This window comes from Gillisella taibaishanensis (assembly GCF_001938985.1).
Taxonomy (GTDB): domain Bacteria; phylum Pseudomonadota; class Alphaproteobacteria; order Rhizobiales; family Rhizobiaceae; genus Allorhizobium; species Allorhizobium taibaishanense.
In genome coordinates this window covers 41,245-64,708 of sequence record NZ_MKIN01000027.1, presented here as the reverse complement: position 1 = coordinate 64,708, position 23,464 = coordinate 41,245, and the positions used below count along the sequence as shown (strand labels likewise).

The following is a 23,464-nucleotide window of genomic DNA, read 5'->3' as shown; positions in this document are numbered from 1 at the left end:
CGCAGAGGCCGATGGCATGGGGAGCTGAGAAGTGCTTGGTCGCGTTAATCATGTCGCCATCGCCGTCACGGATCTGGCGGCGGCAACCGAATGTTATTCAGGCACACTCGGAGCCAAGGTTTCGTCGCCCATGGCCTTGCCGGAACATGGTGTGACCGTTGTCTTCGTCGAGCTTCCCAATACCAAGATCGAACTGCTGGAGCCGCTTGGCGAGACCTCGCCGATCCGGGCCTTTCTCGACAAGAACCCGTCCGGTGGCATCCATCATATCTGCTACGAAGTCGAAGACATCAAAGCTGCCCGCGCGCATTTGACGGGGCAGGGCGCGCGCGTGCTTGGCGACGGCGAGCCGCGCATCGGCGCCCACGGCAAGCCGGTGCTGTTTCTGCATCCCAAGGACTTTTTCGGTACGCTGATCGAGCTGGAACAGGTCTGAGAGGCCGGAGCAAGTCTGCCACGGTTTCAGCACGGTTGTTCGTGCGATGGCACTATGCCACATGGACAGAATGCACGCCTTTGCCCTCTATGATCAGAAGGGAGCAATTGACTGCAAGGAGGAGAGCCGATGTCCTGGGTGACCGGTGGAGCGATCTATTTCATTCTCTGGTGGATCACGCTGTTTGCGGTCCTGCCTTTTTGCACGCATACCCAAGAGGATGATCAGCAGATCGTACCTGGCACGATGGCGAGCGCGCCAGCGCGATTCCGCTTCTGGCGGGTCATGGCTCTCAATACGCTGGTTGCGGCGGTGATCTTTTTCGGCTGGAACTTGAGTTCCGCCTATTTCGGTTTCAGCTTCGCTGACCTGCCTCACATCATGCCCGATATCAGATAATTTTGACGGCGGATGGCTTAGCGCCCTCCGTGCATCGACAGTTGCGATAAGCACAGGCAAAGCATAGCGAGCAGCTGCCAAGCAAACAGTTAGGCAAAAAAAAACAAGGTCCGAAGACCTTGTTTGTACAAATGTCGCGTGACCTTTCACCAATTAAGGGGCTGCGAGTAACCGCGCCTAAGATCTGATCCTCCCAAGACTTTACCGCGAATTCGACAGAAATTTAAGCTTTCTGCCTGTTTTGTGAGCGTAAGCTAGCTCAACAAGGAACACTTGTCATCAACTTTTTGCATTTTTGTTACAGCTTTCCAAAAAGAAGGCGCGGTCGGGTAATTTTTGCTGATTTGTCAATATTTTGACATGGTTGCCCTCTGAGCGAATGCCCAACGCGCTTTGTATTTGCCCTCAAAACAGGCTGATATGGCTGGTTTTCACGATGATGAGGAGCGGCGAAATTGTGGCGAGGTGATGGTCCCAGTTGTGACGTGCCAGCGAATTTTGGTGTGGAGCGGAGGCTTAAGTCGGTCCCGATGTCGGGCATCGCTGCCGTTTCCTTTCACTGTCGTTGACAAAAGCCGGGGGCGGGTTTTCTTCCGTGAGCGAAACGGTTAGAAGGCTTCAAGAAAAACCAGATATACGGCTGATTCCGCTTCAACGCGGCTCGCCACACCAATGGAAGTCGGTATGCGCCTCTCCCGCTATTTTATGCCCATCCTCAAGGAAAATCCCAAGGAAGCGGAAATCGTTTCCCATCGGCTTATGCTGCGCACCGGCATGATCCGCCAGCAGTCGCAGGGTATTTATTCCTGGTTGCCGTTGGGCAAGCGGGTGCTGGACAAGGTCAATGCGATCATTCGCGAAGAGCAGAACCGCGCCGGCGCCGTCGAGTTGCTGATGCCAACGCTGCAATCCGCCGAGCTTTGGCAGGAAAGCGGTCGCTACGACGACTACGGCAAGGAAATGCTGCGCATCAAGGACCGCCAGGATCGTCCGATGCTTTACGGCCCGACCAATGAGGAAATGGTCACGGATATCTTTCGGTCCTACGTCAAGTCCTACAAGACCCTGCCGCTGAACCTCTATCACATACAGTTGAAGTTCCGTGACGAGATCCGTCCGCGCTTCGGCACGATGCGTTCGCGCGAATTCCTGATGAAGGACGCCTATTCCTTCGACCTGACCAAGGAAAGCGCCATCCACTCCTACAATAAGATGTTCACGGCCTACCTGCGGACCTTCTCACGGCTCGGCCTGCGCGCCATCCCGATGCGCGCCGACACTGGCCCGATCGGCGGTAATCATAGCCACGAGTTCATCATTCTCGCCGACACCGGCGAGTCGGAAGTGTTCTGCCACAAGAGCTTCCTCGACCGGGCCATTCCGGCCGCCGATACCGATTTCGATGACGTGGCCGGTCTACAGGCTATCTTCGAAGATTGGACGTCGGACTATGCTGCCACGTCTGAGATGCATGACGAAACTGCCTATGGCGCCATGCCAGAGGACGCACGCATTTCCGCACGAGGGATCGAAGTCGGTCACATCTTCTATTTCGGCACCAAATACTCCGAGCCGATGGGCGCCAAGGTCCAGGGGCCCGATGGTAAGGAACACCTTGTGCACATGGGCTCCTACGGCATTGGTCCGACACGCCTTGTTCCGGCCATCATCGAAGCTTCTCATGATGAGAATGGCATCATTTGGCCCGAGTCCGTCGCGCCTTTCGATGCTATCATCATCAACATGAAGGCTGGGGATGCTAGCTGCGACGGCGCATGCGACACTTTGTATGCGGCGCTCGCAAAGGCCGGTAAGGACGTTCTTCTCGATGATACCGACGACCGCGCCGGCGCGAAATTCGCGCTCGCGGATCTGATTGGCGTTCCCTATCAGGTGATCGTCGGTCCGCGCTCGGTTGCCAATGGCGAAGTCGAGATCAAGAACCGCAAGACTGGCGAGCGGGAAACCATGACCATCGAGGCCGCCATCAACCGCATAGCGGGCTGAGCGACGCCAGGAGGCAAGATTGAGCAGTGAAACTGGAAGCTCTACGGTAGGCGAAGCCGTGGCAGCGGCCTCTTCCAAGCCGTTTTCCGCATTCGAGCGCATGGTCGCCTGGCGTTATCTGCGCGCCCGGCGCAAGGAGGCCGTGATCTCGGTCATCGCCGGCTTTTCCTTTGTCGGCATCATGCTCGGCGTCGCAACCCTTATCATCGTCATGGCTGTGATGAACGGGTTCCGCACCGAGCTGATCTCGCGCATCCTCGGCATAAACGGGCATATGATCATACAGCCGGTCGACAGTCCGTTTACCGATTATGCCGAACTTGCCAAGAAATTCGCCGAAGTTCCCGGCGTCACCATGGCCCTGCCGCTGGTCGAGGGCCAGACGCTTGCTTCCGGCAAGGGCGGCGCCGGTACCGGCGCGCTTGTGCGAGGCATCCGTTCCGACGATCTGATGAAGCTCAAGGAAGTCGCCGGCAATATCAAGAGCGGCGATATGGTTGGCTTCACATCGGGGCAGGGCGTGCTTATTGGGTCTCGCATGGCCAATGATCTCGGCCTGCAGGCCGGCGATTCCATCACGCTCGTCTCGCCGGAGGGCGATGTGACGCCCATGGGTGTTAACCCGCGGGTGAAATCCTACAAGATTTCAGGCACGTTCGAGATCGGCATGTCCGAGTACGATAGCTCGATCATCTATATGCCGCTCGAAGAGGCGCAGCTCTATTTCAATGCCGAGGGCCTGGTGCAGTCGATCGAACTGTTCGTCAGTAACCCTGATGATATCGATGAGTTGCGGCCTAAGGTCGAGGCTGCAGCGGGACGGCAAGTCTTCATCAGCGACTGGCGCCAGCGCAACCAAACCTTCTTCTCAGCCCTTCAAGTCGAGCGCAATGTGATGTTCATGATCCTGACGCTGATCGTCATCGTTGCGGCGCTGAACATCATTTCCGGCCTGATCATGCTGGTGAAGGACAAGAGCAGCGACATTGCCATTTTGAAGACCATGGGGGCGAGTTCCAGCTCGATTCTCAGGATCTTCTTCATGACCGGCGCAGCCATCGGCATTGCCGGTACCTTTGCTGGCGTAGCGCTCGGCGTGCTCGTCTGTCTGAACATCGAATCGATCCGCGGCTTCTTCTCCTGGGTATCGGGTACTGTGCTCTTTGATCCGCAGCTCTATTTCCTCAGCAAACTGCCGGCCGACATGAGCCTGGGCGAGACGGTCTCTGTCATCATCATGTCGCTGACGCTGTCCTTCATCGCGACGATCTTTCCGGCGTGGCGCGCCGCCCGGCTCGATCCCGTGCAAGCCCTGCGTTACGAATAGGAAACAGCGTATCCATGGCGAAGAATCCTGTTCTTGAAATTTCCAATGTTTCGCGCAGCTACGGCGAGGGTGAGACAAAGCTGAGTATCCTCAAGGGGGCCGGGCTGACGCTGTATGAGGGCGAGACTGTGGCGTTGGTTGCCCCGTCGGGCACCGGGAAGTCGACGCTTCTTCACATTGCCGGCCTGCTCGAGCATCCGAGCGACGGAGACGTCGTAATCGGTGGCACCCGCTGCAACGAGCTTTCCGAGGAAGGCCGCACGGCCATGCGCCGCAGCAGCATTGGTTTCGTCTACCAGTTCCATCATCTGCTGCCGGAGTTTTCCGCGCTCGAAAACATCATGATGCCGCAGATGATCGCCGGCTTGACTATTCCGGAAGCCAGCAAACGCGCCAAGGCTCTGCTGGACTACATGCGGATCGGCCATCGCGGCACGCACCGACCAGCCGAACTCTCCGGTGGTGAACAACAGCGCGTGGCGATTGCCCGCGCCGTTGCCAACGCGCCGCTGCTGCTGCTCGCTGACGAGCCGACCGGCAATCTCGATCCGGAAACCGCGGCTTACGTGTTTTCCGCCCTGGAAGCCTTGGTGCGTCAGTCTGGACTTGCTGCGCTGATCGCCACGCATAACCACGAACTGGCGATGCGCATGGACCGCTGTGTCACCTTGCAGGACGGCCGGATCGTCGATCTGGAACTCTAAATAATTATTTGAAATTAATTGGTTAACATGAATGCGCCGGTCAATCGACCGGCGCGTTTTGTCTGTTTGTTCTCATTGTGTAAAATTTCTGTTGACGATCAAACAAAAGGAGAACAAAATAACAACATAACCGAACAGGAGTGAGCTATGAATGATATTTTGCATGACATCGCCGCATTCACATCGCTTGCTGTTTTCATCGCAAGTCTGACGGTTCTCGCTCTGGCTTTTTGAGTGGGCCTGCCCGCAGCCGCACTGTCCCAGGCCTCTTCCATGAGGTCAGCTTCAAGGGGATAGGAGCGCGCAGGCCCTCCTTCCTTCTGGACATAGCTGCCCGGACAGAAGAGAATGGAATCGGTCACCGGCATGGCCCGCATCGTTAAAAACCCGTCCTATGGCTGGGTCTTTCGATTGCGGTATGTTCGAGGACGATGACATCAAGGCAGGATGAAGACGATGGGTGAAGCGGCGGCTGGCGGTCTTGATATCAAGGAAAATGGGCCAGGCTTCATACATCTGCGGGTCCATTCGGCCTATTCGCTGCTTGAGGGGGCACTGCCTCTCAAGAAGATCCTCGGCAAGGTCCTAGCCGACCAGCAGCCCGCCATTGCCATCACCGATACCAATAATCTTTTCATTGCTCTCGAGTTCTCCCAGAAGGCACTGGGCGACGGTTTGCAGCCGATCATTGGTTGCCAGTTGTCGATCGACATGGAAGATGCGGGCGAGGAGAAACGCGGCAATGGTTTTGTCGCCAAATATCCGGCCATCGTGCTTCTGGCGGCGGATGCCGGTGGTTACGAACGGTTGGTCGATCTCGTCAGCCGCGCCTATCTTCAGGGTGATAACAGCCAGTCCGTGCATATCTCGATGTCGTGGCTGGAAGAGATCGGCACCGAAGGCCTGATCGCGCTAACTGGCGCAAGTGGCGGCCCTGTCGATTTGGCGGTCAAGGACGGACACCAGGCACAGGCGCTGGCGCGGTTGATGGCGCTAAAGTCCCTGTTCGGCGACCGGCTCTATATCGAATTGCAGCGGCAGCAGGGCTACGACCGCCAGCACGAAAGCCGAATGGTCGCTCTGGCTTACGAGCATGATATACCCTTGGTTGCCACCAACGAGGCTTTCTTTCCGAGCCGCGACGATTACGATGCCCATGACGCGCTGATGGCGGTCGCCCATAACGCCATCGTCTCCGACGACCGGCGGTTTCGGCTGACGCCGGACCATTATCTGAAGAGCCGCAAGGAAATGCAGGTCCTGTTTAGGGATCTCCCGGAAGCGCTTGAAAATACCGTCGAAATAGCCAGCCGCTGCTCCTTCGTTCTCGATACCCGCAGCCCGATCCTGCCGCGCTTTACCGGCGCCAGTGACGATCCTGAAGAGGCGGGGCGCGCCGAGGCGGGCGAACTGCGCCGGCAGGCCATCGAAGGCCTGGACGAGCGCCTCGCCAAGCTCGGCATGGCGCCGGGCTATGAGGAAAAGGAGTATCGCGAGCGGCTGGACTTCGAGCTTGGTGTTATCGAGCGAATGAAATTCCCCGGCTACTTCCTGATCGTTGCCGACTTCATCAAATGGGCAAAGAGCCAGGACATTCCGGTGGGCCCGGGCCGTGGTTCGGGTGCGGGTTCGCTGGTCGCCTATGCCTTGACGATTACCGACGTCGACCCCCTCAGGTTTTCGCTACTGTTCGAACGCTTCCTCAATCCTGAGCGCGTTTCGATGCCCGACTTCGATATCGACTTCTGCCAGGATCGCCGCGAAGAGGTAATCCGCTACGTGCAGCGCAAATACGGGCGCGAACAGGTGGCGCAGATCATTACCTTTGGTTCGCTCCAGGCGCGCGCCGCCCTGCGCGACGTCGGCCGCGTGCTGGAAATGCCTTATGGTCAGGTGGACCGCATCTGTAAGCTGGTGCCGAACAATCCGGCCAATCCAACGCCCTTGTCCAAGGCGATTGAAGAAGAACCTAAGTTTCAGGAAGAGATCGATAAGGAGCCTGTTGTCGGCCGCCTGCTAGATATCGCCCAGAAAATCGAAGGGCTTTATCGTCACGCCTCGACCCATGCTGCGGGGATCGTGATTGGGGATAGGCCGCTGTCCAAGCTGGTCCCGATGTATCGTGATCCGCGCTCCGACATGCCTGTCACCCAGTTCAACATGAAATGGGTCGAGCAGGCCGGCCTGGTGAAATTCGACTTTTTGGGCTTGAAGACCCTGACGGTTTTGAAGACCGCGGTTGATTTTTGCAAATTGCGCGATATCGAAATCGACCTCGCCACCATTCCGCTCGACGACGAGAAGACCTATCAGATGCTCTCGCGCGGCGAGACGGTCGGCGTGTTCCAGGTGGAAAGTGCCGGCATGCGCAAGGCGCTGATCGGCATGCGGCCTGACTGTATCGAGGACATTATCGCGCTGGTCGCGCTCTATCGTCCGGGCCCGATGGAAAATATCCCGGTCTACAATGCCCGTAAGCATGGCGAGGAAGAGATCGAGTCGATCCATCCGACCATCGACTATCTCCTCAAGGAAACTCAGGGCGTTATCGTTTACCAGGAACAGGTCATGCAGGTGGCCCAGGTCCTGTCAGGCTATTCGCTCGGCGAAGCCGATCTTCTGCGCCGCGCCATGGGTAAGAAGATCAAGGAGGAGATGGACAAGCAGCGCGCCCGTTTCGTCGATGGCGCGGTCAAGAACGGAGTCTCCAAGCCGCAGGCCGACAATATCTTCGACCTGCTCGCGAAATTCGCCAATTATGGCTTCAACAAGTCGCATGCGGCTGCCTACGCGATTGTCTCCTACCAGACGGCCTATATGAAGGCGCATTATCCGGTCGAGTTCCTGGCGGCGTCGATGACGCTCGATATGGCCAATACCGAAAAGCTGGTGGACTTCCGCCAGGATGCCGGCAGGCTTGGCATCGAAGTCGTACCGCCGTCCGTGCAGACCTCTTTCCGGCATTTCCAGACGGGACCGAGCCGGATTTATTATTCGTTAGCGGCCCTCAAGGGCGTCGGCGATGCTGCCGTCGAGCATATCGTGGCGGTGCGCGGCGACAAGCCGTTTGCCGATCTCGAGGATTTCTGCCTGCGCATCGATCCCAAGCAGATCAATCGGCGGGTGTTTGAGAGCCTGATCTTTGCCGGCGCCTTCGATTGCTTCGGTCGAGACCGCGCCGAACTGGTAGCCGGCATGGACCGGATCATCGGCTATGCCCAGCGCGCTCAGGAAAATGCCGTCAGCGGCCAGTCCGATATGTTCGGTTCGGGTGCCGCCACAGGGCCGGAGCGGATTTCCTTCCCGACCTATACGCCCTGGCTGCCATCGGAAAAGCTGATGCGCGAATTCCAGGTGCTCGGCTTCTATCTCTCGGCCCACCCGCTCGACACCTACAAGCCGCTGCTCGAAAAGATGCGGGTACAGAATTTTGCCGATTTCTCCGGCGCCGTGCGCCAGGGTGCTACAGCCGGCCGTCTTGCCGGGACGGTGATCTCCAAGCAGGAGCGCAAGACCCGCACAGGCAACAAGATGGGTATCGTCACGCTGTCGGATGCGTCAGGGCAATATGAGGCCGTGCTGTTTTCCGAGGGCCTGAACCAGTATCGCGACCTGCTCGAGTCAGGCAAATCGCTTGTCATCACCGTTGCCGCTGAAGAGCGGCCGGAAGGCATCGGCCTGCGTATCCAGACGGCGCAATCGCTCGAGGAAAAGTCGCTTCAGATGCAAAAGACCCTGCGCGTCTATCTGCGCGATTCCGGTCCTCTGCGGGCGCTCGCCGCCCATCTCAACACCAAGGGCGACGGCCTCGTCTCCTTTGTTGTGATCAAGGAGGATGGCCGCCGCGAAATCGAGGTCGAGCTGAACCAACGCTTCCGCATCACCCCAGAAATCGCCGCCGCGATGCGTTCGGCGCCCGGTGTGGTGGATGTCGAACTGGTTTAGCGTGTCTTTTGACTGAAGTCGCAAAGATGCGGTTGTCTTGATCGGTCAGGACCGGTTGGGCAACATGGTGATGAAATCTGTCCCGTCGATCGTATCGGGGCTGAGGCCGCGGTCGGTGATCGTCAGCGCTGTTCCGCTTGCCATCTTGGTCTCAATCCGTTCACGGATATCGTCGGGAATATGGATGCGATCCAGCACGGCCGTCAGGCCGTCTTCTGCGCTAGCCTGCTTGCCGCCGATGGTGACGATTGATCCTGAGGCTGGCGTATTTGCCGGATTGGACGGGGCGGACTCCAGGCTCGTGACCTGCCAATGGGCCTTTGCTTCGGATGAGGCGAGGCTTGCGGTGAAGAAATGCGTGCCGAGCGGCTTTTCCGGCTGGTCGATCACAACAGGGGCGTCAAAAACCGCCTTGAACGACTGGCGCACATAGATCTGGCCCGCCGGCGGCATGGGCTTGCCGGCGCTTTCGTAGAGCCGGGCGAGGAAGTCGGGTGTGACCAGCGGACCTTTCAGGGCCATGCCCTTCCAGCGCTTGAAGCCTTGGATAGCCGCGCGGGTCAGCGGCCCGGTATAGCCATCAGAGCCACCAGTATCAAAACCCATATCCTGCAGCAGCAATTGCGCATCGTGAATGGTCTCACGCTCGCCACGCAGGGTTACGAGGATACTGAGTGGAGGCTCTGATGCTATCGCCTGAGGCTTGGCTCTGGGCAGTTCCACCATTGCCACTTCCACCGGCTGCGGACCTGCTGCGCTGCCTGCACCCCTCAAGCGGGCATCGGATAGTAGCTGCGGCACGTCTGCGGCCGGGTGCGGGCTGAACAGGGCAGGGTGCTCAATCTGCCGTGGCGCCACCGGAGCATCGGTGATGATCACATGGGCGCCGAGGCGGGTCATGCCATAAAGCTCGCGGGCAAACTGACCAGGCAGGCGCACGCAGCCATGTGAGGCGGGTCGGTTCGGCACGCTATTGGATTCGTGCAAAGCGACGCCGGACCAGGTGATGCGCTGCATCCAGGGCATCGGCGCGTTCGAGTAGAGGTTGGACTCGTGATATTTGGTCTTCTGGATGATCGCGAAAACGCCTGAGGGCGTTGCATGCCCGTCCTTGCCGGTCGATACCCGCGAAGAGACAAGCGCCTTGTCGCCGTCGTAGACGGTCAGAGATTGCGTCTGCTTCGACACGATGATCTGCAGCGTCGATCCATCGCTGGCATTGGCCGGCGAGAGCGCCGCAGTCAGGGCAAGCGTCGAGGCGGACAGGATCATCGATCGGAAAACGGCGCGGACCATCATGGTGCCCCTTATCTGCAAGTGAGGATGCGCGCCTGAAACCGGCGCGGATGTAAAGGGCGAAGCCGCCAAACAAGTCGCTGCAAAGATGCGATAGTTGGCTGTTAAATTACGCAGCGAACTTTAACGATTGCTTACCCGCCACACAGGCATCACGTCTTGTTGACCGGATAACCGACGATGGCAGCATTGGTCTCAATCGTCTTCCTAGTAAGCGCCGCTCTACGGAGCCGGCTTTTTAACACCGCCAAATGTGAAGCCTGTCTCGATCATGCCCTTGCCGAATTTCAGCCGCAGCTGGTCCATTGCGGCTTCAGCCTTGGCGCGTCTGGCAGCATCGGGATCGACGAGATCCGGAGGGTCTGCGAGGTCCGGGCTGGCAAAATCGCTGACGCCGATGCCGATCAGCCTGAATTTCGTGCCGTCGGTCTCCTTGTCCAGCAACTGCATGCCGGTGCGGAAAATCCGATCGGCGAGCCGCGTCGGATCCTCCAGCCGGCGATTGCGGGTGCGCAGCTTGAAATCGGCGGTCTTTAGCTTCAGCACTACGGTATGGCCAGCGAGGTCCTGCTTTTTCAGCCGCCAGGCGACCTTTTCCGAGAGCTTGCGCAGATGCGGCACGAGGTCCTCGTGCGACGAGATATCGTCGAAGAAGGTGGTTTCGGCCGAAATGCTTTTGGCCGGTTCGTTGATATGTACTTCCCGGTCGTCAATGCCACGCGAAAGCCGCGCCAGCCGCTGGCCCATACTGCTATAGCGGCGCATCAGGTCGCTTTCTTCCATGATCTGCAATTGGCCGATTGTGCGTATGCCGTCCTTTTCCAGCGTCGCCGCAAAGGCTTTGCCGACACCCCAGATGGTGGTGACGGGGCGCGGCGCTAGAAAATCGAGCGCCTCTGCTTCACCGATGACAGAAAAACCGCGCGGCTTCTGCAGATCTGAGGCGACTTTGGCGAGGAACTTGCAGTAGGACAGGCCGACCGAGACTGTAATCCCGATTTCGCTCTCCACCCGTCTGGCAAAGCGCGCCAGCACCAGCGCCGGCGGCGCGTGATGCAGCTTTTCCGTGCCCGACAGCTCGAGAAAGGCCTCGTCGATCGATATCGGCTGCACCAGCGGCGTCAGCTCCTCCATCATCGCCCGCACCTGCCGGCCAACACGTGCGTATTTTTCCATATCAGGTGGAAGGACCACGGCCTGCGGGCAGGCCTCCAGCGCCTTGAACATCGGCATGGCCGAACGGACGCCGTGAATGCGGGCGATATAGCAGGCGGTGGAAACAACGCCGCGCTTGCCACCGCCGATGATCAGCGGCTTGTCGACGAGATAAGGATTGTCGCGCTTTTCGACCGAGGCATAAAAGGCGTCGCAGTCGATATGGGCAAGCGTCAGCCGAAACAGTTCAGGGTGATAAACGAGACGTGGGCTGCCGCAAGCCGTGCAACGACGCTTGCCTTCGGCCAGTAGCGAAAGGCAATCACGACAGAAGCCGGAACGGAGGTGCGGCTGCGCAGACATATGGATTGGTGCCGGAACATAAGTTGAACATTTCAACCATAGGCCCGGTTTTGCGAGCTCGCAAGCGGCGACCGTTCAGCGTCCACAACGGTTAGAGGTGGCCAATGTTGCCATCCCAGGCTTTAGACACGGGCCTCGAAATGCTTGAGCACTCGCTCGCTGGCATCGTGCCAGTCGGCTGCGCGCAGCACATGCGGACCGGGCGGCGGCGCATGACGATGGATTTCCGATTGCGGGCCGATTTGTACCAGCAGGCAGCCAGGCGCATGATCGCCAACGGAATGCAGGTTATGCGCCATGTCATCCATGAACGCGAAGGGCAGGGGGCGGTCACCGTGTAGCGCCTTGACGACGGGTCCTTTCGGGCTCTCGGTGGCCAGCAGTGGAAAGTCGAGGCCAAGCTTATCAAGCAGGCGCCGGCGTTGGGCAGTGAAGGCCGGCGGCATAGCGGTTAGAAACACCACGTCGGCGAGCGTGCCGATCTTGTGCAGCACGCCGACGGCATCGCCAAACGGCGTCTGCCATTCTTCCTGGCGCTCAAAAAACGTCAGCAGCAGCTCGGTTACCACCGTGTCTTCCAGCACCTGGTCATTGATGGCCGAAACGATGTTACCGTGAAGGCGAAAGGACTTCGGCAGCAACTTGTGTCCAAGACTGCTGAGATAGGACTCGAATGGCGCCAGAAACTCCAGCACGACATCATCTACGTCGCTGATCAGCAATGGTCGGTCGGTAAGGCGGATGTGGTCGAAATCGACGATTTCTCCCATCAGATCTCTCCGGAATCGAGTGCAGGCCTGACATAGACGTGATAGGCTGATATTACATCCTGAGGTGGTGTCTGGGTCGCGTTGCAAAAATCGAGCAAAGTCGGCTCATGCTGCATCAGGAAGTCCAGGAGGCCGGCAAGAAAATCGGGATTGTTGACGGCATCACGCACCTGACCGGGCTCGACCCCGGTGAGTGACAGAAACCGGGCCAGCATGTCAGGCTCTCCGGCGAGCCAGGCCAGAACCGCGACAGCCGTCTGCTCCGCATGGTCCTTGGTCACAGTCTTGATCGTCTTGTCTTGCACGTGCCGCTACCGCTCCTGTTCGACTTAATAAACTCGTCTCGAAATGTGTCAGGAATTACCTTTTTCTCAACCAAATTCCGATAAATTCGCTTTCGCAAAAGAATGAATCTTTATGTCTGTTACTCCTGTCTTCCACTATGGAGGGCGGGAAAGCAAGGATTGAAAATGCCGAAGAAGGTCATGATCGTTGAAGATAACGAACTGAACATGAAGCTGTTTCGTGATCTGATCGAAGCATCGGGCTATACGACCATCCAGACCCGCAACGGCATGGAAGCGCTGGAACTTGCGCGCCGTTATCATCCTGATTTGATCCTGATGGATATCCAGCTGCCCGAGGTTTCCGGCCTGGAAGTCACCAAATGGCTGAAGCAGGACAGCGAGTTGCACGTCATCCCTGTCATTGCCGTCACCGCTTTTGCGATGAAGGGCGATGAGGAGCGGATACGTCAGGGTGGCTGTGAGGCCTATGTGTCCAAGCCTATATCCGTGCCGAAGTTTCTGGAGACGATCAAGACCTATCTTGGCGACGCTTGAGCCGCTGCTTGTCCGCACTGGTCAGCTCGGATAGTTATGGGATAAATCGAAGCGTCGTTTGACCAAACGGCGCCATGTCTGTGTGGGGCCGGCTGTGCGCGTTCCGGCCCGCCTTGGGGAGTAGCGGCTGATGACAGCCCGAATTCTTGTCGTTGACGATATCCCGGCCAATGTGAAGCTGCTGGAAGCCCGGCTGCTTGCGGAATATTTCGAAGTTTTGACGGCAGAGGATGGGTTCAAGGCGCTCGATATCTGCGAACGCACCCAGGTCGATGTCGTGCTTCTCGATGTGATGATGCCCGGCCTCGATGGTTTCGAAGTCTGCGAGAGGCTGAAGTCAAACCCGCGTACCGCCCATATCCCTGTCGTCATGGTGACCGCGCTCGACCAGCCCTCAGACCGGGTGCGGGGCCTGAAGGCGGGCGCTGATGACTTTTTGACCAAACCCGTGAAGGACCTGCAGCTTATTTCCCGCGTCAAGAGCCTGGTGAGGCTGAAGACGCTGAGCGACGAATTGCGTATGCGGGCCGAAGCTGCCCAGAAAGCCGGCGTTGACAACCTGGAAAGCCGGTTGGAGGAGATTGGCCAGGTCCTGTTGGTCGATAGCCGTGCAAGCTCGCAGGAGCGGATCATCAAGGCTTTGAAGCCGGTGGCCGAAATTACCGCAATGTCCGATGCCCAAGCGGCGCTGTTCGAGGCGGCGGAAAACAATTTCGACCTCGTTATCGTCAGCGGCGCGCTGGAGGATTACGATCCGCTCCGGCTTTGCTCGCAACTGCGCTCGCTGGAGCGCACCCGTTTCATCCCCGTGCTGCTGATCGCCGACCAGGGCGAGGATACCATGATCGTGCGGGCGCTTGATCTCGGCATAAACGATTACATCGTGCGTCCCGTCGATCCGAATGAACTGCTGGCACGCACGCTGACCCAGTTGCGGCGTAAGCGCTACAACGACCGGCTTCGCAACAGTGTGCAGCAGACCATTGAACTCGCTGTGACTGACGTGCTGACCGGCCTCCACAATCGCCGCTATCTCGACAACCATTTCCGGGTCCTGTTCGAGCGGGCGGCAGTGCGCAAGCGGCCGCTGTCGATTTGCCTCGTGGATATCGACCGGTTCAAGCAGGTAAACGATACCTATGGCCATGAGGCCGGCGATGACGTGATTAGAGAATTCGCAGTTCGCATTCGCGCCACAGTGCGGGGTGCAGATCTCGCCTGCCGCCATGGCGGTGAAGAATTCGTCGTTGTCATGCCCGATACGTCTCTGGACATGGCTGCCGCTGTTGGCGAGCGACTTCGCGAGATGATCCAGCAGAGACCTTTCCGGCTACAAGGCGGCGCCGAAATTTCGATCACCGCGTCCATTGGTATCGCCTCCAGCGGCCCGGACACGACAACACCCGAGCAGCTGTTGCGCAATGCCGACCGCGCCCTCTATCAAGCCAAGACGGATGGCCGTAACCGCGTGGTGATGACAGCGGCCTGAGCCTGCTTAGATTGTCGTTGGTTGTGCCCTGTAACTGGTGCGGTCAGTAGCGACCGTTTCTCTGGTTGCGACGACGGCAGCTGTGGCTCCGGTTCAGCGCTCGATGCGCGTTTTGGAAATTATCCACCGTTTTATACTTCCCCCATCTACATCTAGCGGTCGCTTGCGTTGAAGTGCCCGTTAACGGCTGTGGATGGCCGTCAATTCCAGCGCGTCGAAAGACAGGTTGTGAGCGTGAGGTAAATCTCTATGAGAAGGATCGACTCGCTTTTAGGCCATTCGAATATTTTAAAATACCATCAATAATTAGGGGTGAATGTCTTCGTTTTACTCGAAGTGAAGGCTGATTATTCGATTTATATTAAGAGGCCGAGATTTAGAAGACCTAATTAAAGTGATGGGAATGCTGATAACTGCCCGAATTCCAAGAAAATACTTGCCTGTTTATCTCGTTAATTCTATGTGTCGTGTCGCAATGCCTCTGGACAGATTTTAACCATGCTAACACTGAGAAAATGCAACAGTTAAGAAATTGTTGATTTTTTCACTAACATGCGCAAGGTTAGGACAACTACAGCGCCTTGCAGTTGAAGAGGTGTAATGAACGCCTACATCGTTCACGCATTACACGTTGTATAGATTGCATGTCCTCGCCTTATGCTCGTGTTCGGGCTGGAGGAGAGGGATAGTAAGACGACAAGCATAAAATTCAGCAATACCCCATGGTGCTCAGGTCCGCCGCATCTCCTGGGTCGTGGGGTTGGTCGGCAGGCGTGCGATTATCAAGCGGTTCCTCGTGCCGTTATTGCATGCCCGCCGACCCCCGTTTCAAACGCCGTCTCCAGCCTGGAGGCGGCGTTTTGCGTTTGCCACCAGAGCAAGTCGATGGGGCTTTGCTTGTCAGGGCAGGGCGAGCTGTGATTGTCTTGGCAAGGAAAGCTCAACATCGGAGCCAAATCTGTGTCCTGAACGCAATATCAATCCAGAGTCGAGCTTTGAACAAGGTCCCCTGGCAAAAGCCACTACCGCTGGCGCAACATGCCGAGAGTGGCCACCTACGTTACAAACGAAAAAAGCGCGCCGGATGAGGGCGCGCTTTCCGATGTCTCTAGGACAACCAAGATTACTTGATCTTGGTTTCCTTGAACTCGACGTGCTTGCGAGCGATCGGGTCGTACTTGGTCTTCGTCATCTTGTCCGTCATCGTACGGCTGTTCTTGGTGGTGACGTAGAAGAAACCCGTATCGGCTGTCGACAGCAGCTTGATCTTGATGGTTGTAGCCTTAGCCATGGTCGTCCTGCCTTACCTGAATAACACAAGCCGTGACGACCTTCGAGGCCCACGGCAAATCTGGGCGGAAACTACAAATCGCCGCCGAAAAGTCAACCCCGCGCGGCCTTGAAAAACAAGCGTGCGACGGAAAGAACCACATATAATGCAAAGAAGCCGGCAATAGACCATGCAAAACCGGCGTTTCCGCCCATGTCGATGGCTGCACCCACTACTTGTGGACCGGCAACGGTGCCCACTGCATAGCAAAAGACAAAGGCTGCATTGGCCGCCGCAAGGTCGGATCCCGTGAGTCGCGAGCCGAGGTGGCTGAGCCCGATCGTGTAGAGGCCGGAGACGCATCCACCCCAGAACAGCAGGATCACGGCCATGGCGATCCAGCTATGCGAGATCAGCGGCAACAGCAGCGAACCGGCAAGGCCGACGGTTGCCAACGCACCCAGCAGCGTGCGGCGATCTTTAAGCTTGTCGGAGAGCATGCCGAGCGGGATCTGGAAGGCCATATTGCCGATGCCCATAACCGTCAGCAATAGGGCGGATTGAGACTCGCTGAAGCCGATGCGCGTCGCATAGACGGGCATGAGCGACAACCCGCCCACTTCGACAGCCCCGAACACGAAGACGGCAGCTGTCGCCGTCGGCACTAGGAAGATATAGCGGAGGAAATGCATCTCCGGCTTCTCATCGAGCGCCGGGCTCTCATTGCGGGCAATGAAGATCGGAATGGCGGCCATCAGGATTGCAACGGCGCCAATGGCAAATGGCAGCACGCCTTCGCTGCCGACGATGGAAAACAACAGCGGTCCTGCGGCAAAGCCAACCGAGAGCACCGTCGCATAGATGCCCAGCACCAAGCCGCGCCGCGAGGGTGGGGCGGCGGCATTGATCCAGAATTCCGACAGGATGAACAGCGTTGTGGTTGCGCCATGAAACACCAGTCTCAGCGGGAACCACATCCAGAAGGCTTCAGCATAGTAGAAGCCAAGCGCGCCCAGCGCCGCCAGCAGCACCGCCCAGATCATCGTCTGGGCCACACCGAAGTGATGAGCGAGCCTTGTGGTGATCGGCGCGGCGATCATCGCCGCAACGCCGGCCATGGCCGAATTGAGCCCGATCAGGGTCGAAGGAATGCCGCGCTTTTCCAGGATGATGCTGAGCAGCGGCAAACCGAGCCCGATGGCAATACCCACGGCCGAGATCGACGAGACGGCTGCGATCAGCGACGGCCAATGGATTTCTTCGCGATGTCCTGTAACAGGGTCTCTGGTGTCAGACATGGAAGATCCTCAGACGTAAATTACACGCAGTGCGCGGAAACAGAAACGAGCGCAAGGCGTCATGCCAGGGCGGTAACGGTCGCATAGGTTTGAGATTGCGACAGTTCTCCCGCGCCCTTTACTCCATTACGGCAAAAATCGAAACCGGTTTGAGGCCTGCCGGTGAAAAACAACTTTGCTCATCCTTGGGAGGATCGGTGATCCGGGCTTATTGCGGAGGGTAACGCTCGTCATAGTCTTCGATCACCTCCGGCTCGCCGCTGAAGCCGTGCATGCGCAGCGCCCACTGCAGGCCCACCACGCCGCCTTTCACCGGTTGGATGATCAGCAGTGACACCAGAATGGCAATCGGCGTCCAGATCGCCAGATGCGTCCAGGTCGACAGCACGAAAACCATATCCGTCATCATGAAACCGCCCAGCAACACATGGCCGACGATCATGATGACGATATAGGGTGGCAGATCGTCTGCACGTTGATGCGACAGATCCTCGTCGCAGACGCTGCAGCGCTCTACTGGTCGCAGGAAGCTGTTGAACAGCTTGCCGGAGCCGCAGGCGGGGCAGGTGCACATCAGGCCGCGCAGGATGGACCGCCCAAGCGGGCGCGCCTCGTCCTTGCCGCCGCCAAAGCGGATGACATCGGGTGTTTCAGTGGCAGGCATGCCGGTTCCTCCTGAACTTTCGTCAATCCTACTGCATAATTCCTTAAATCGGTATCGATTTAAGGAGAAAATTATGCAGCAGATTTAAAGCGTTACAGCGTCCTTAGTGCGTTTATAAAACGCACGGCGCTGTACGCGGAACTGACTAAAGATGGGATGGCGAAACCCGCATTTCAGCGCGGCATTTGCGCGCAATCTCTTATATTGCAGCAAGAACCCGGTTCAAACGCGCTTATCGCCGGCCGCGCGGCGGTCGCGTGCCTGGCGTCTTGCGCCGCGTCGCCTTGTGGAACGAGCGGATGCCGGTTGGCATTTTCTTACCCTCGCTGAGGATTTCAAAGCGCAGCGCACCGGCCAGCGGCACGGCTTCGACCAGCTTGACGCTGACGCTATCGCCTAGCTGATAGCCAAGCCCGGTCTTATCACCGGTCAGCGCCTGATGCGCCTCGTCATAGACGAAATAGTCCCGGCCAAGCGTCGAGACGGGGATGAAGCCGTCGGCGCCAAATTGCGGCAGCGAGATGAACAGGCCTGATTTGGTAACGCCGGAGACCTGGCCATCGAATTCGTCACCGATCCGGGTGGCAAGATGGTGGGCGATCAGCCGGTTGATCGTGTCGCGCTCGGCCGCCATGGCGCGGCGCTCGAAGGTGGAGATCTCGGCAGCGATATCGGCAAGAGAGGCCTCTTCGGCCGGCGTGATGCCGCCTTCGCCAAGCCCCAGCGTGCCCACCAGCGCGCGATGCACGATCAGGTCAGCGTAGCGACGGATCGGCGAGGTGAAATGCGCATATTTCATCAGGTTGAGGCCGAAATGGCCGATATTCTCAGGGCTATAAATCGCCTGGCTCTGCGAGCGCAGCACCATCTCGTTGACGATAATCTGATGCGGGGTATCCAGCGCCTTTGCCAGAATGCCGTTGAAGGAATTCGAGCGCAGATTGCCGCCCTTGGCCAGCGAAAAGCCGATGGTGGCCAGAAACTCGCGCAGCACTTCCTGCTTGGCAAGCGTCGGCGTGTCGTGGATGCGGTAGATCAGCGGCTGGCGCTTCTTTTCCAGCGTTTCGGCCGCGGCCACATTGGCCTGGATCATCATTTCTTCGATCAGCTTGTGGGCGTCGAGCCGCTCGGGCACGAAGACGCGATCCACCGTACCGTCGGGCTTCAGCACGATCTTGCGCTCGGGCATATCAAGCTCCAGCGGCTGGCGGCGGTCCCGACCCGTCTTCAGGATCGCATAGGCGGCCCAGAGCGGCTTCAGGATCGGCTCCAGCAGCGGCCCGGCCTTGTCGTCGGGCTTGCCGTCGATGGCGGCCTGAGCCTGCTGGTAGGACAGCTTGGCCGCGCTCTTCATCATGATCCGGTGGAAGGTGTGGCTCGCCTTGCGACCCTCATGGGAAAACACCATGCGCACCGCCAGCGCCGGCCGATCGACGCCTTCGCGCAGCGAGCAGAGATCGTTGGAGATCCGCTCCGGCAGCATCGGCACCACCCGATCGGGGAAATAGACGGAATTGCCGCGTTTCAGCGCCTCGCTGTCCAGCGCCGACTTCGCGCGGACATAGTAGGAGACATCTGCAATGGCGACTGTGACGATCACACCGCCGGGATTGTCGGGCGAGGGGTCCGGCTCGGCATGCACGGCATCGTCGTGATCCTTGGCGTCATGCGGGTCGATGGTAACAAGCGGCAGGTGGCGCCAATCCTCGCGATGGGCCATCGAGGCGGGCTTGGCAGCCTCCGCCTCGTCAAGCACCGACGGCGGGAAGATATGGGGAATTCCCTGGGCATGGATGGCGATCATCGAGATCGCCTTTTCCGAGGCAACCGAGCCGATAACCGAGAGCACCTTGGCGCGGGCAAGGCCAAGGCGGGATGAGACCCGGCCGACCTCGACTTCCACAAGGTCGCCGTCACGGGCATCGCCGACATCGTCAGCCTCGATCACCATTTCCTCACCGCGCCGCTCGATCGGCATGAGCCGTCCACCGGTGCCGCCGGCCATTTCGCGGTAGACGCCGAGCAGCGCGCCGCGCCGCTTGTCGATCACCTTGATGATCCGGGCAGTATAGGCCGGACCAGCCCTGTCCTTGGACGGGAAGATCTTTGCAAGAACCCGGTCGCCCAGCCCACCGACGGGGGCCTTACCCTTGGCGCGGTCGGCGCTCGACTGGCGAATGGCCACAGCTGGCGCCGCGCCCAGCTCTTCGGGCCATTCCGCCGGGCGGCCGATCAACTCGCCGTCCTTGTCACGGGTGGTGATGTCGAGCAAGGTCACCGGCGGCAGGGCGCCGGGACGGCTCAGCGACTTACGGTTCTTGGTGACCAAGCCGTCGTCTTCCAGTGCCCGCAGCGCTTCCTTCAGCTCGACGCGCGCTTCTCCCTTCAGCCCGAAGGCCTTGGCGATCTCGCGCTTGGAGGCCCGGTCGGGATTGTCAGTGATGAACTGGATCAGGATGTCGCGTGGCGGCACCGCACCGTGAATGATCACGGTCTCGTTCTTTTCTGCCGCCTGCTGCGCCGCGCGTTCCGCCTTCCGCGTTCTGTTGGTGAGGCTGCGGGTGTCGGTTCGCGGGGTTTTGCTCAAGGGTCAGGCCTTCTCTGTTTTCGATGCCGCTTTGGCTTTTGGCTTGGCGGCACTGGACTTTGCTGCCGTCGTCTTTGCTGTTTTGGGTTTGGCAGCTGCCTTCTTCGGCTTTGCAGCCTTTGCCTCGTCTCCATCGCCGGCGGCGGCCTTGGCCGCCGTCTTCTTCGCCGGTGCCTTCTTGGCAGGCTTGGCCTTGGTCCCATCCTTGGCGGCACGCTCGACGATCAGGGCAATCGCCTGTTCCATCGTCACGCTTTGCGGGTCCATGCCCTTTGGAATGGTCGCGTTGATCTTGCCCCAGTTGACATAAGGGCCGTAGCGCCCGTCACGCACAGTGATCGCGCCGCCATCGGGATGGTCGCCGATTTCCTTCAGCGCCGCCGGTGTGCCACGCCCGCGTCCGCCCGGACCCTTGCTCTGCTTTTCGGCAAGCACGGTCACGGCTCGGTTCAGGCCGATGGTCAGCACATCCTCGATGCCCTCGAGATTGGCATAGGTGCCGTCGTGCAGCACGAAAGGCCCATAGCGGCCGAGGCCGGCGCTGATCGGCTTGCCGGTTTCCGGGTGAAGCCCGACTTCGCGCGGTAGAGAGAGTAGCGACAGCGCTTTTTCAAAATCGATATCGGTTGGCGACCAGCCCTTCGGCAGCGAAGAGCGCTTCGCCTCCTTGCCGTCACCGCGCTGAACATAGGGGCCAAACCGGCCCGAGCGCAGCGTGATCTGCTCGCCGGTCGCAGGATCTTCACCAAGCGCTTTCGGCTCGTTGCCGAGCGCTTCCGCCTCCGTGCCGCCTTCGGCGGTGAGCTGACGGGTGAAATTGCATTCCGGATAATTGGAGCAGCCGACGAAAGCGCCGTATTTGCCGAGCTTCAATGACAGATTGCCGGTGCCGCAGACCTGGCAGATGCGCGGATCGGACCCGTCCTCACGCTTCGGGAAGACCAGCGGGGCCAGAGCCTCGTTCAGGGCGTCGAGCACGTTGGTGACGCGCAACTCCTTGGTGCCCTCGATCTGGGCAAAGAAATTCTGCCAGAATTCGCGCAGCACGTCCTTCCAGTTCAGCTCGCCAGCCGAGATCTTGTCGAGCTTTTCCTCGAGATCTGCGGTGAAATCATATTCGACATAGCGGGTGAAGAAGCTTTCCAGGAAGGCCGTGACCAGCCGGCCCTTGGCTTCGGGGATAAGCTTACGCTTGTCGATAACAACATATTCGCGGTCGCTCAATGTTTTCAGCGTCGCGGCATAGGTAGAGGGACGGCCGATGCCGAGCTCTTCCATCTTCTTGATCAGCGTGGCTTCCGAGTAGCGCGGTGGCGGCTCGGTGAAATGCTGGCTGGCATTGACCTTTTGCTTGGCAAGAGCCTCGCGGGCGTTGATCTCGGGCAGGCGACCATCCTCGTCGTCCTCCTCGGTCTTTTCCCCTTCTTCGCGGTGATCGGTATAGGCGGCAATGAAACCGTCGAAGCGGATGACGGAGCCCACGGCACGCAGGCCGGCCTTTTCGCCCGCCTTGTCCGCAAGGATTTCCGCCGTGGTCCGCTCGATTTCGGCCGACGCCATCTGGCTGGCGATGCCGCGCTTCCAGACCAGATCATAGAGCTTGAGCTGGTCGGCGTCGAGATAGCGGCGCACCTGGTCGGGCGTGCGGTTGAAATCGGTCGGGCGCACGGCTTCGTGCGCTTCCTGGGCATTCTTGGCCTTGGTGGAGTAGAAGCGCGGCTTTTCCGGCATGTAGCGCGGGCCGAATTGCTGGGTAATTGCGGCACGGGCAGCGTCGATGGCTTCAGGCGCCATCTGCACGCCGTCAGTACGCATATAGGTGATCAGACCGACGGTCTCGCCACCGATATCGACGCCTTCATAAAGCTTCTGCGCCACCTGCATGGTGCGGGACGCGGAAAAACCGAGCTTGGAGGACGCGGCCTGCTGTAGCGTGGAAGTTGTAAAGGGCGGCGACGGGTTGCGCTTGACGGGCTTCGCTTCGACCGATTCCACCACATATTGCGCGCCGTCGAGCAGCGCCTTCAGCCGGTTGGCGGTCTCGGCATTGCCGATGCCCCGTGCCTGCAGGCGCTTGCCGTCGGCGGAAACGAGACGCGCCTCGAATTCGTCGCCGCGCGGCGTCTTCAACAGGGCCGACAGGTTCCAGTATTCTTCGGAGACGAAGCGCTCAATTTCGTTTTCGCGGTCGCAGACCAGTCTAAGGGCAACCGATTGCACACGGCCGGCGGAGCGGGCGCCGGGCAGCTTGCGCCATAGGACCGGCGAAAGATTGAAGCCAACCAGATAGTCCATGGCGCGACGGGCCAGATAGGCATCGACCAGATCGACGTCGATATCGCGTGGGGCGGCCATGGCATCGAGCACGGCCTTCTTGGTGATGGCGTTGAACACAACGCGCTTCACCGGCTTGTCGCCGATCACCCGCTTCTTTTTCAGAAGATCCAGCACATGCCAGGAAATCGCTTCACCCTCGCGATCCGGGTCGGTCGCGAGAAACAGGCCGTCGGCTCCCTTCATCGCATCAGCGATGTCTTTCATCCGCTTGGCAGAGGCGGTGTCGACTTCCCACAGCATTTCGAAATCCTGGTCGGGCAGCACCGAACCGTCCTTTGCAGGCAGGTCGCGGACATGGCCGAAGGAGGCGAGCACCGTGTATCCCGGTCCGAGATACTTGTTGATCGTCTTGGCTTTGGCTGGGGATTCGACAACGACTACATTCATTCTGCTTCTCTGAATATGGCCCCGTTTGTTGCATATGGCGTCGATTCTGGCGAGGGTTCAAGCATCGATGGTTCGACATGGACAGGGATTGCGTCGTGGTCAAGTCCCCTCCCGCATTTTATCGATTACACGTGACCACAACCTTAGGTTTTTTAAAATGGTATTGCAATCATAAATGATTTCTGTAT

18 protein-coding genes are annotated in these 23,464 nt (G+C 58.9%); 8 read left to right on the top strand and 10 right to left on the bottom strand.

The window, feature by feature from the left end:
• The first annotated feature begins 31 nt into the window (after positions 1 to 31).
• From mce to BJF91_RS21740, 5 genes are all read left to right on the top strand, one after another.
• Positions 32 to 436 carry a methylmalonyl-CoA epimerase gene (gene mce, locus BJF91_RS21760; RefSeq protein ID WP_075616641.1) on the top strand — a complete coding sequence of 135 codons (405 nt, stop codon included), beginning with the start codon at positions 32 to 34 and terminating at the stop codon, positions 434 to 436.
• Positions 437 to 565: 129 nt separating this feature from the next.
• Positions 566 to 835: a DUF1467 family protein gene (locus BJF91_RS21755; protein WP_075616640.1), complete on the top strand. Its 270-nt coding sequence runs from the start codon at positions 566 to 568 to the stop codon at positions 833 to 835.
• A 684-nt stretch (positions 836 to 1,519) separates the two neighbouring features.
• The gene (gene proS, locus BJF91_RS21750; RefSeq protein ID WP_075616639.1) at positions 1,520 to 2,842 is read left to right on the top strand and encodes a proline--tRNA ligase; all 1,323 of its coding nucleotides are present in this window, start codon (positions 1,520 to 1,522) and stop codon (positions 2,840 to 2,842) included.
• 19 nt (positions 2,843 to 2,861) lie between these two features.
• Positions 2,862 to 4,169, top strand: coding sequence for a lipoprotein-releasing ABC transporter permease subunit (locus BJF91_RS21745; RefSeq protein ID WP_075616638.1), 1,308 nt, complete (start codon positions 2,862 to 2,864; stop codon positions 4,167 to 4,169).
• Between the two features lie 14 nt (positions 4,170 to 4,183).
• Positions 4,184 to 4,873: an ABC transporter ATP-binding protein gene (locus BJF91_RS21740; RefSeq protein WP_075616637.1), complete on the top strand. Its 690-nt coding sequence runs from the start codon at positions 4,184 to 4,186 to the stop codon at positions 4,871 to 4,873.
• A 98-nt stretch (positions 4,874 to 4,971) separates the two neighbouring features.
• Here the strand turns inward: BJF91_RS21740 and BJF91_RS25105 are convergent, their stop codons facing one another.
• Entirely contained in the window at positions 4,972 to 5,241 is a 270-nt protein-coding gene (locus BJF91_RS25105) for a hypothetical protein (protein WP_162843906.1), read from the bottom strand.
• Positions 5,242 to 5,329: 88 nt separating this feature from the next.
• Between BJF91_RS25105 and dnaE the strand changes: the two genes are divergently transcribed.
• A complete protein-coding gene (gene dnaE / locus BJF91_RS21735; protein ID WP_075617000.1) occupies positions 5,330 to 8,818 on the top strand; it encodes a DNA polymerase III subunit alpha in 3,489 nt (1,162 codons plus the stop codon).
• Between the two features lie 45 nt (positions 8,819 to 8,863).
• On the opposite strand, the gene BJF91_RS21730 is transcribed toward dnaE, so the two are convergent.
• The 4 genes from BJF91_RS21730 to BJF91_RS21715 all read right to left on the bottom strand — a co-directional run bounded on the left by BJF91_RS21730 (position 8,864) and on the right by BJF91_RS21715 (position 12,707).
• Positions 8,864 to 10,117 (bottom strand): L,D-transpeptidase family protein, encoded by a 1,254-nt coding sequence (locus BJF91_RS21730; protein ID WP_075616636.1) that lies wholly within the window; start codon positions 10,115 to 10,117, stop codon positions 8,864 to 8,866.
• Positions 10,118 to 10,336: 219 nt separating this feature from the next.
• Complete coding sequence (locus BJF91_RS21725) at positions 10,337 to 11,632, bottom strand: DNA polymerase IV (RefSeq protein ID WP_075616635.1); 1,296 nt, start codon at positions 11,630 to 11,632, stop codon at positions 10,337 to 10,339.
• A 122-nt stretch (positions 11,633 to 11,754) separates the two neighbouring features.
• Positions 11,755 to 12,402 (bottom strand): hypothetical protein, encoded by a 648-nt coding sequence (locus BJF91_RS21720; RefSeq protein ID WP_075616634.1) that lies wholly within the window; start codon positions 12,400 to 12,402, stop codon positions 11,755 to 11,757.
• Positions 12,402 to 12,707, bottom strand: a complete 306-nt coding sequence (locus BJF91_RS21715) for a DUF3572 domain-containing protein (protein ID WP_075616633.1) — start codon at positions 12,705 to 12,707, stop codon at positions 12,402 to 12,404. Before BJF91_RS21715 ends, BJF91_RS21720 begins: the two co-directional genes overlap by 1 nt.
• Positions 12,708 to 12,872: 165 nt before the next feature.
• Between BJF91_RS21715 and BJF91_RS21710 the strand changes: the two genes are divergently transcribed.
• Complete coding sequence (locus BJF91_RS21710) at positions 12,873 to 13,244, top strand: response regulator (protein ID WP_075616632.1); 372 nt, start codon at positions 12,873 to 12,875, stop codon at positions 13,242 to 13,244.
• A 130-nt stretch (positions 13,245 to 13,374) separates the two neighbouring features.
• Positions 13,375 to 14,733 carry a PleD family two-component system response regulator gene (locus BJF91_RS21705; RefSeq protein WP_075616631.1) on the top strand — a complete coding sequence of 453 codons (1,359 nt, stop codon included), beginning with the start codon at positions 13,375 to 13,377 and terminating at the stop codon, positions 14,731 to 14,733.
• Between the two features lie 1,123 nt (positions 14,734 to 15,856).
• On the opposite strand, the gene rpmG is transcribed toward BJF91_RS21705, so the two are convergent.
• The 5 genes from rpmG to topA form a co-directional block, all read right to left on the bottom strand.
• Positions 15,857 to 16,024 (bottom strand): 50S ribosomal protein L33, encoded by a 168-nt coding sequence (gene rpmG, locus BJF91_RS21700; RefSeq protein ID WP_015915679.1) that lies wholly within the window; start codon positions 16,022 to 16,024, stop codon positions 15,857 to 15,859.
• Positions 16,025 to 16,116: 92 nt separating this feature from the next.
• Positions 16,117 to 17,301 carry an MFS transporter gene (locus BJF91_RS21695; protein WP_075616630.1) on the bottom strand — a complete coding sequence of 395 codons (1,185 nt, stop codon included), beginning with the start codon at positions 17,299 to 17,301 and terminating at the stop codon, positions 16,117 to 16,119.
• Positions 17,302 to 17,509: 208 nt separating this feature from the next.
• On the bottom strand, positions 17,510 to 17,965 hold the full coding sequence (locus tag BJF91_RS21690; RefSeq protein WP_075616629.1) for a DUF983 domain-containing protein: 456 nt from the start codon (positions 17,963 to 17,965) through the stop codon (positions 17,510 to 17,512).
• A 232-nt stretch (positions 17,966 to 18,197) separates the two neighbouring features.
• Positions 18,198 to 20,552 carry a ribonuclease R gene (rnr, locus tag BJF91_RS21685; RefSeq protein ID WP_075616628.1) on the bottom strand — a complete coding sequence of 785 codons (2,355 nt, stop codon included), beginning with the start codon at positions 20,550 to 20,552 and terminating at the stop codon, positions 18,198 to 18,200.
• Positions 20,553 to 20,555: 3 nt separating this feature from the next.
• Complete coding sequence (topA, locus tag BJF91_RS21680) at positions 20,556 to 23,276, bottom strand: type I DNA topoisomerase (RefSeq protein ID WP_075616627.1); 2,721 nt, start codon at positions 23,274 to 23,276, stop codon at positions 20,556 to 20,558.
• Between the last annotated feature and the right edge of the window lie 188 nt (positions 23,277 to 23,464).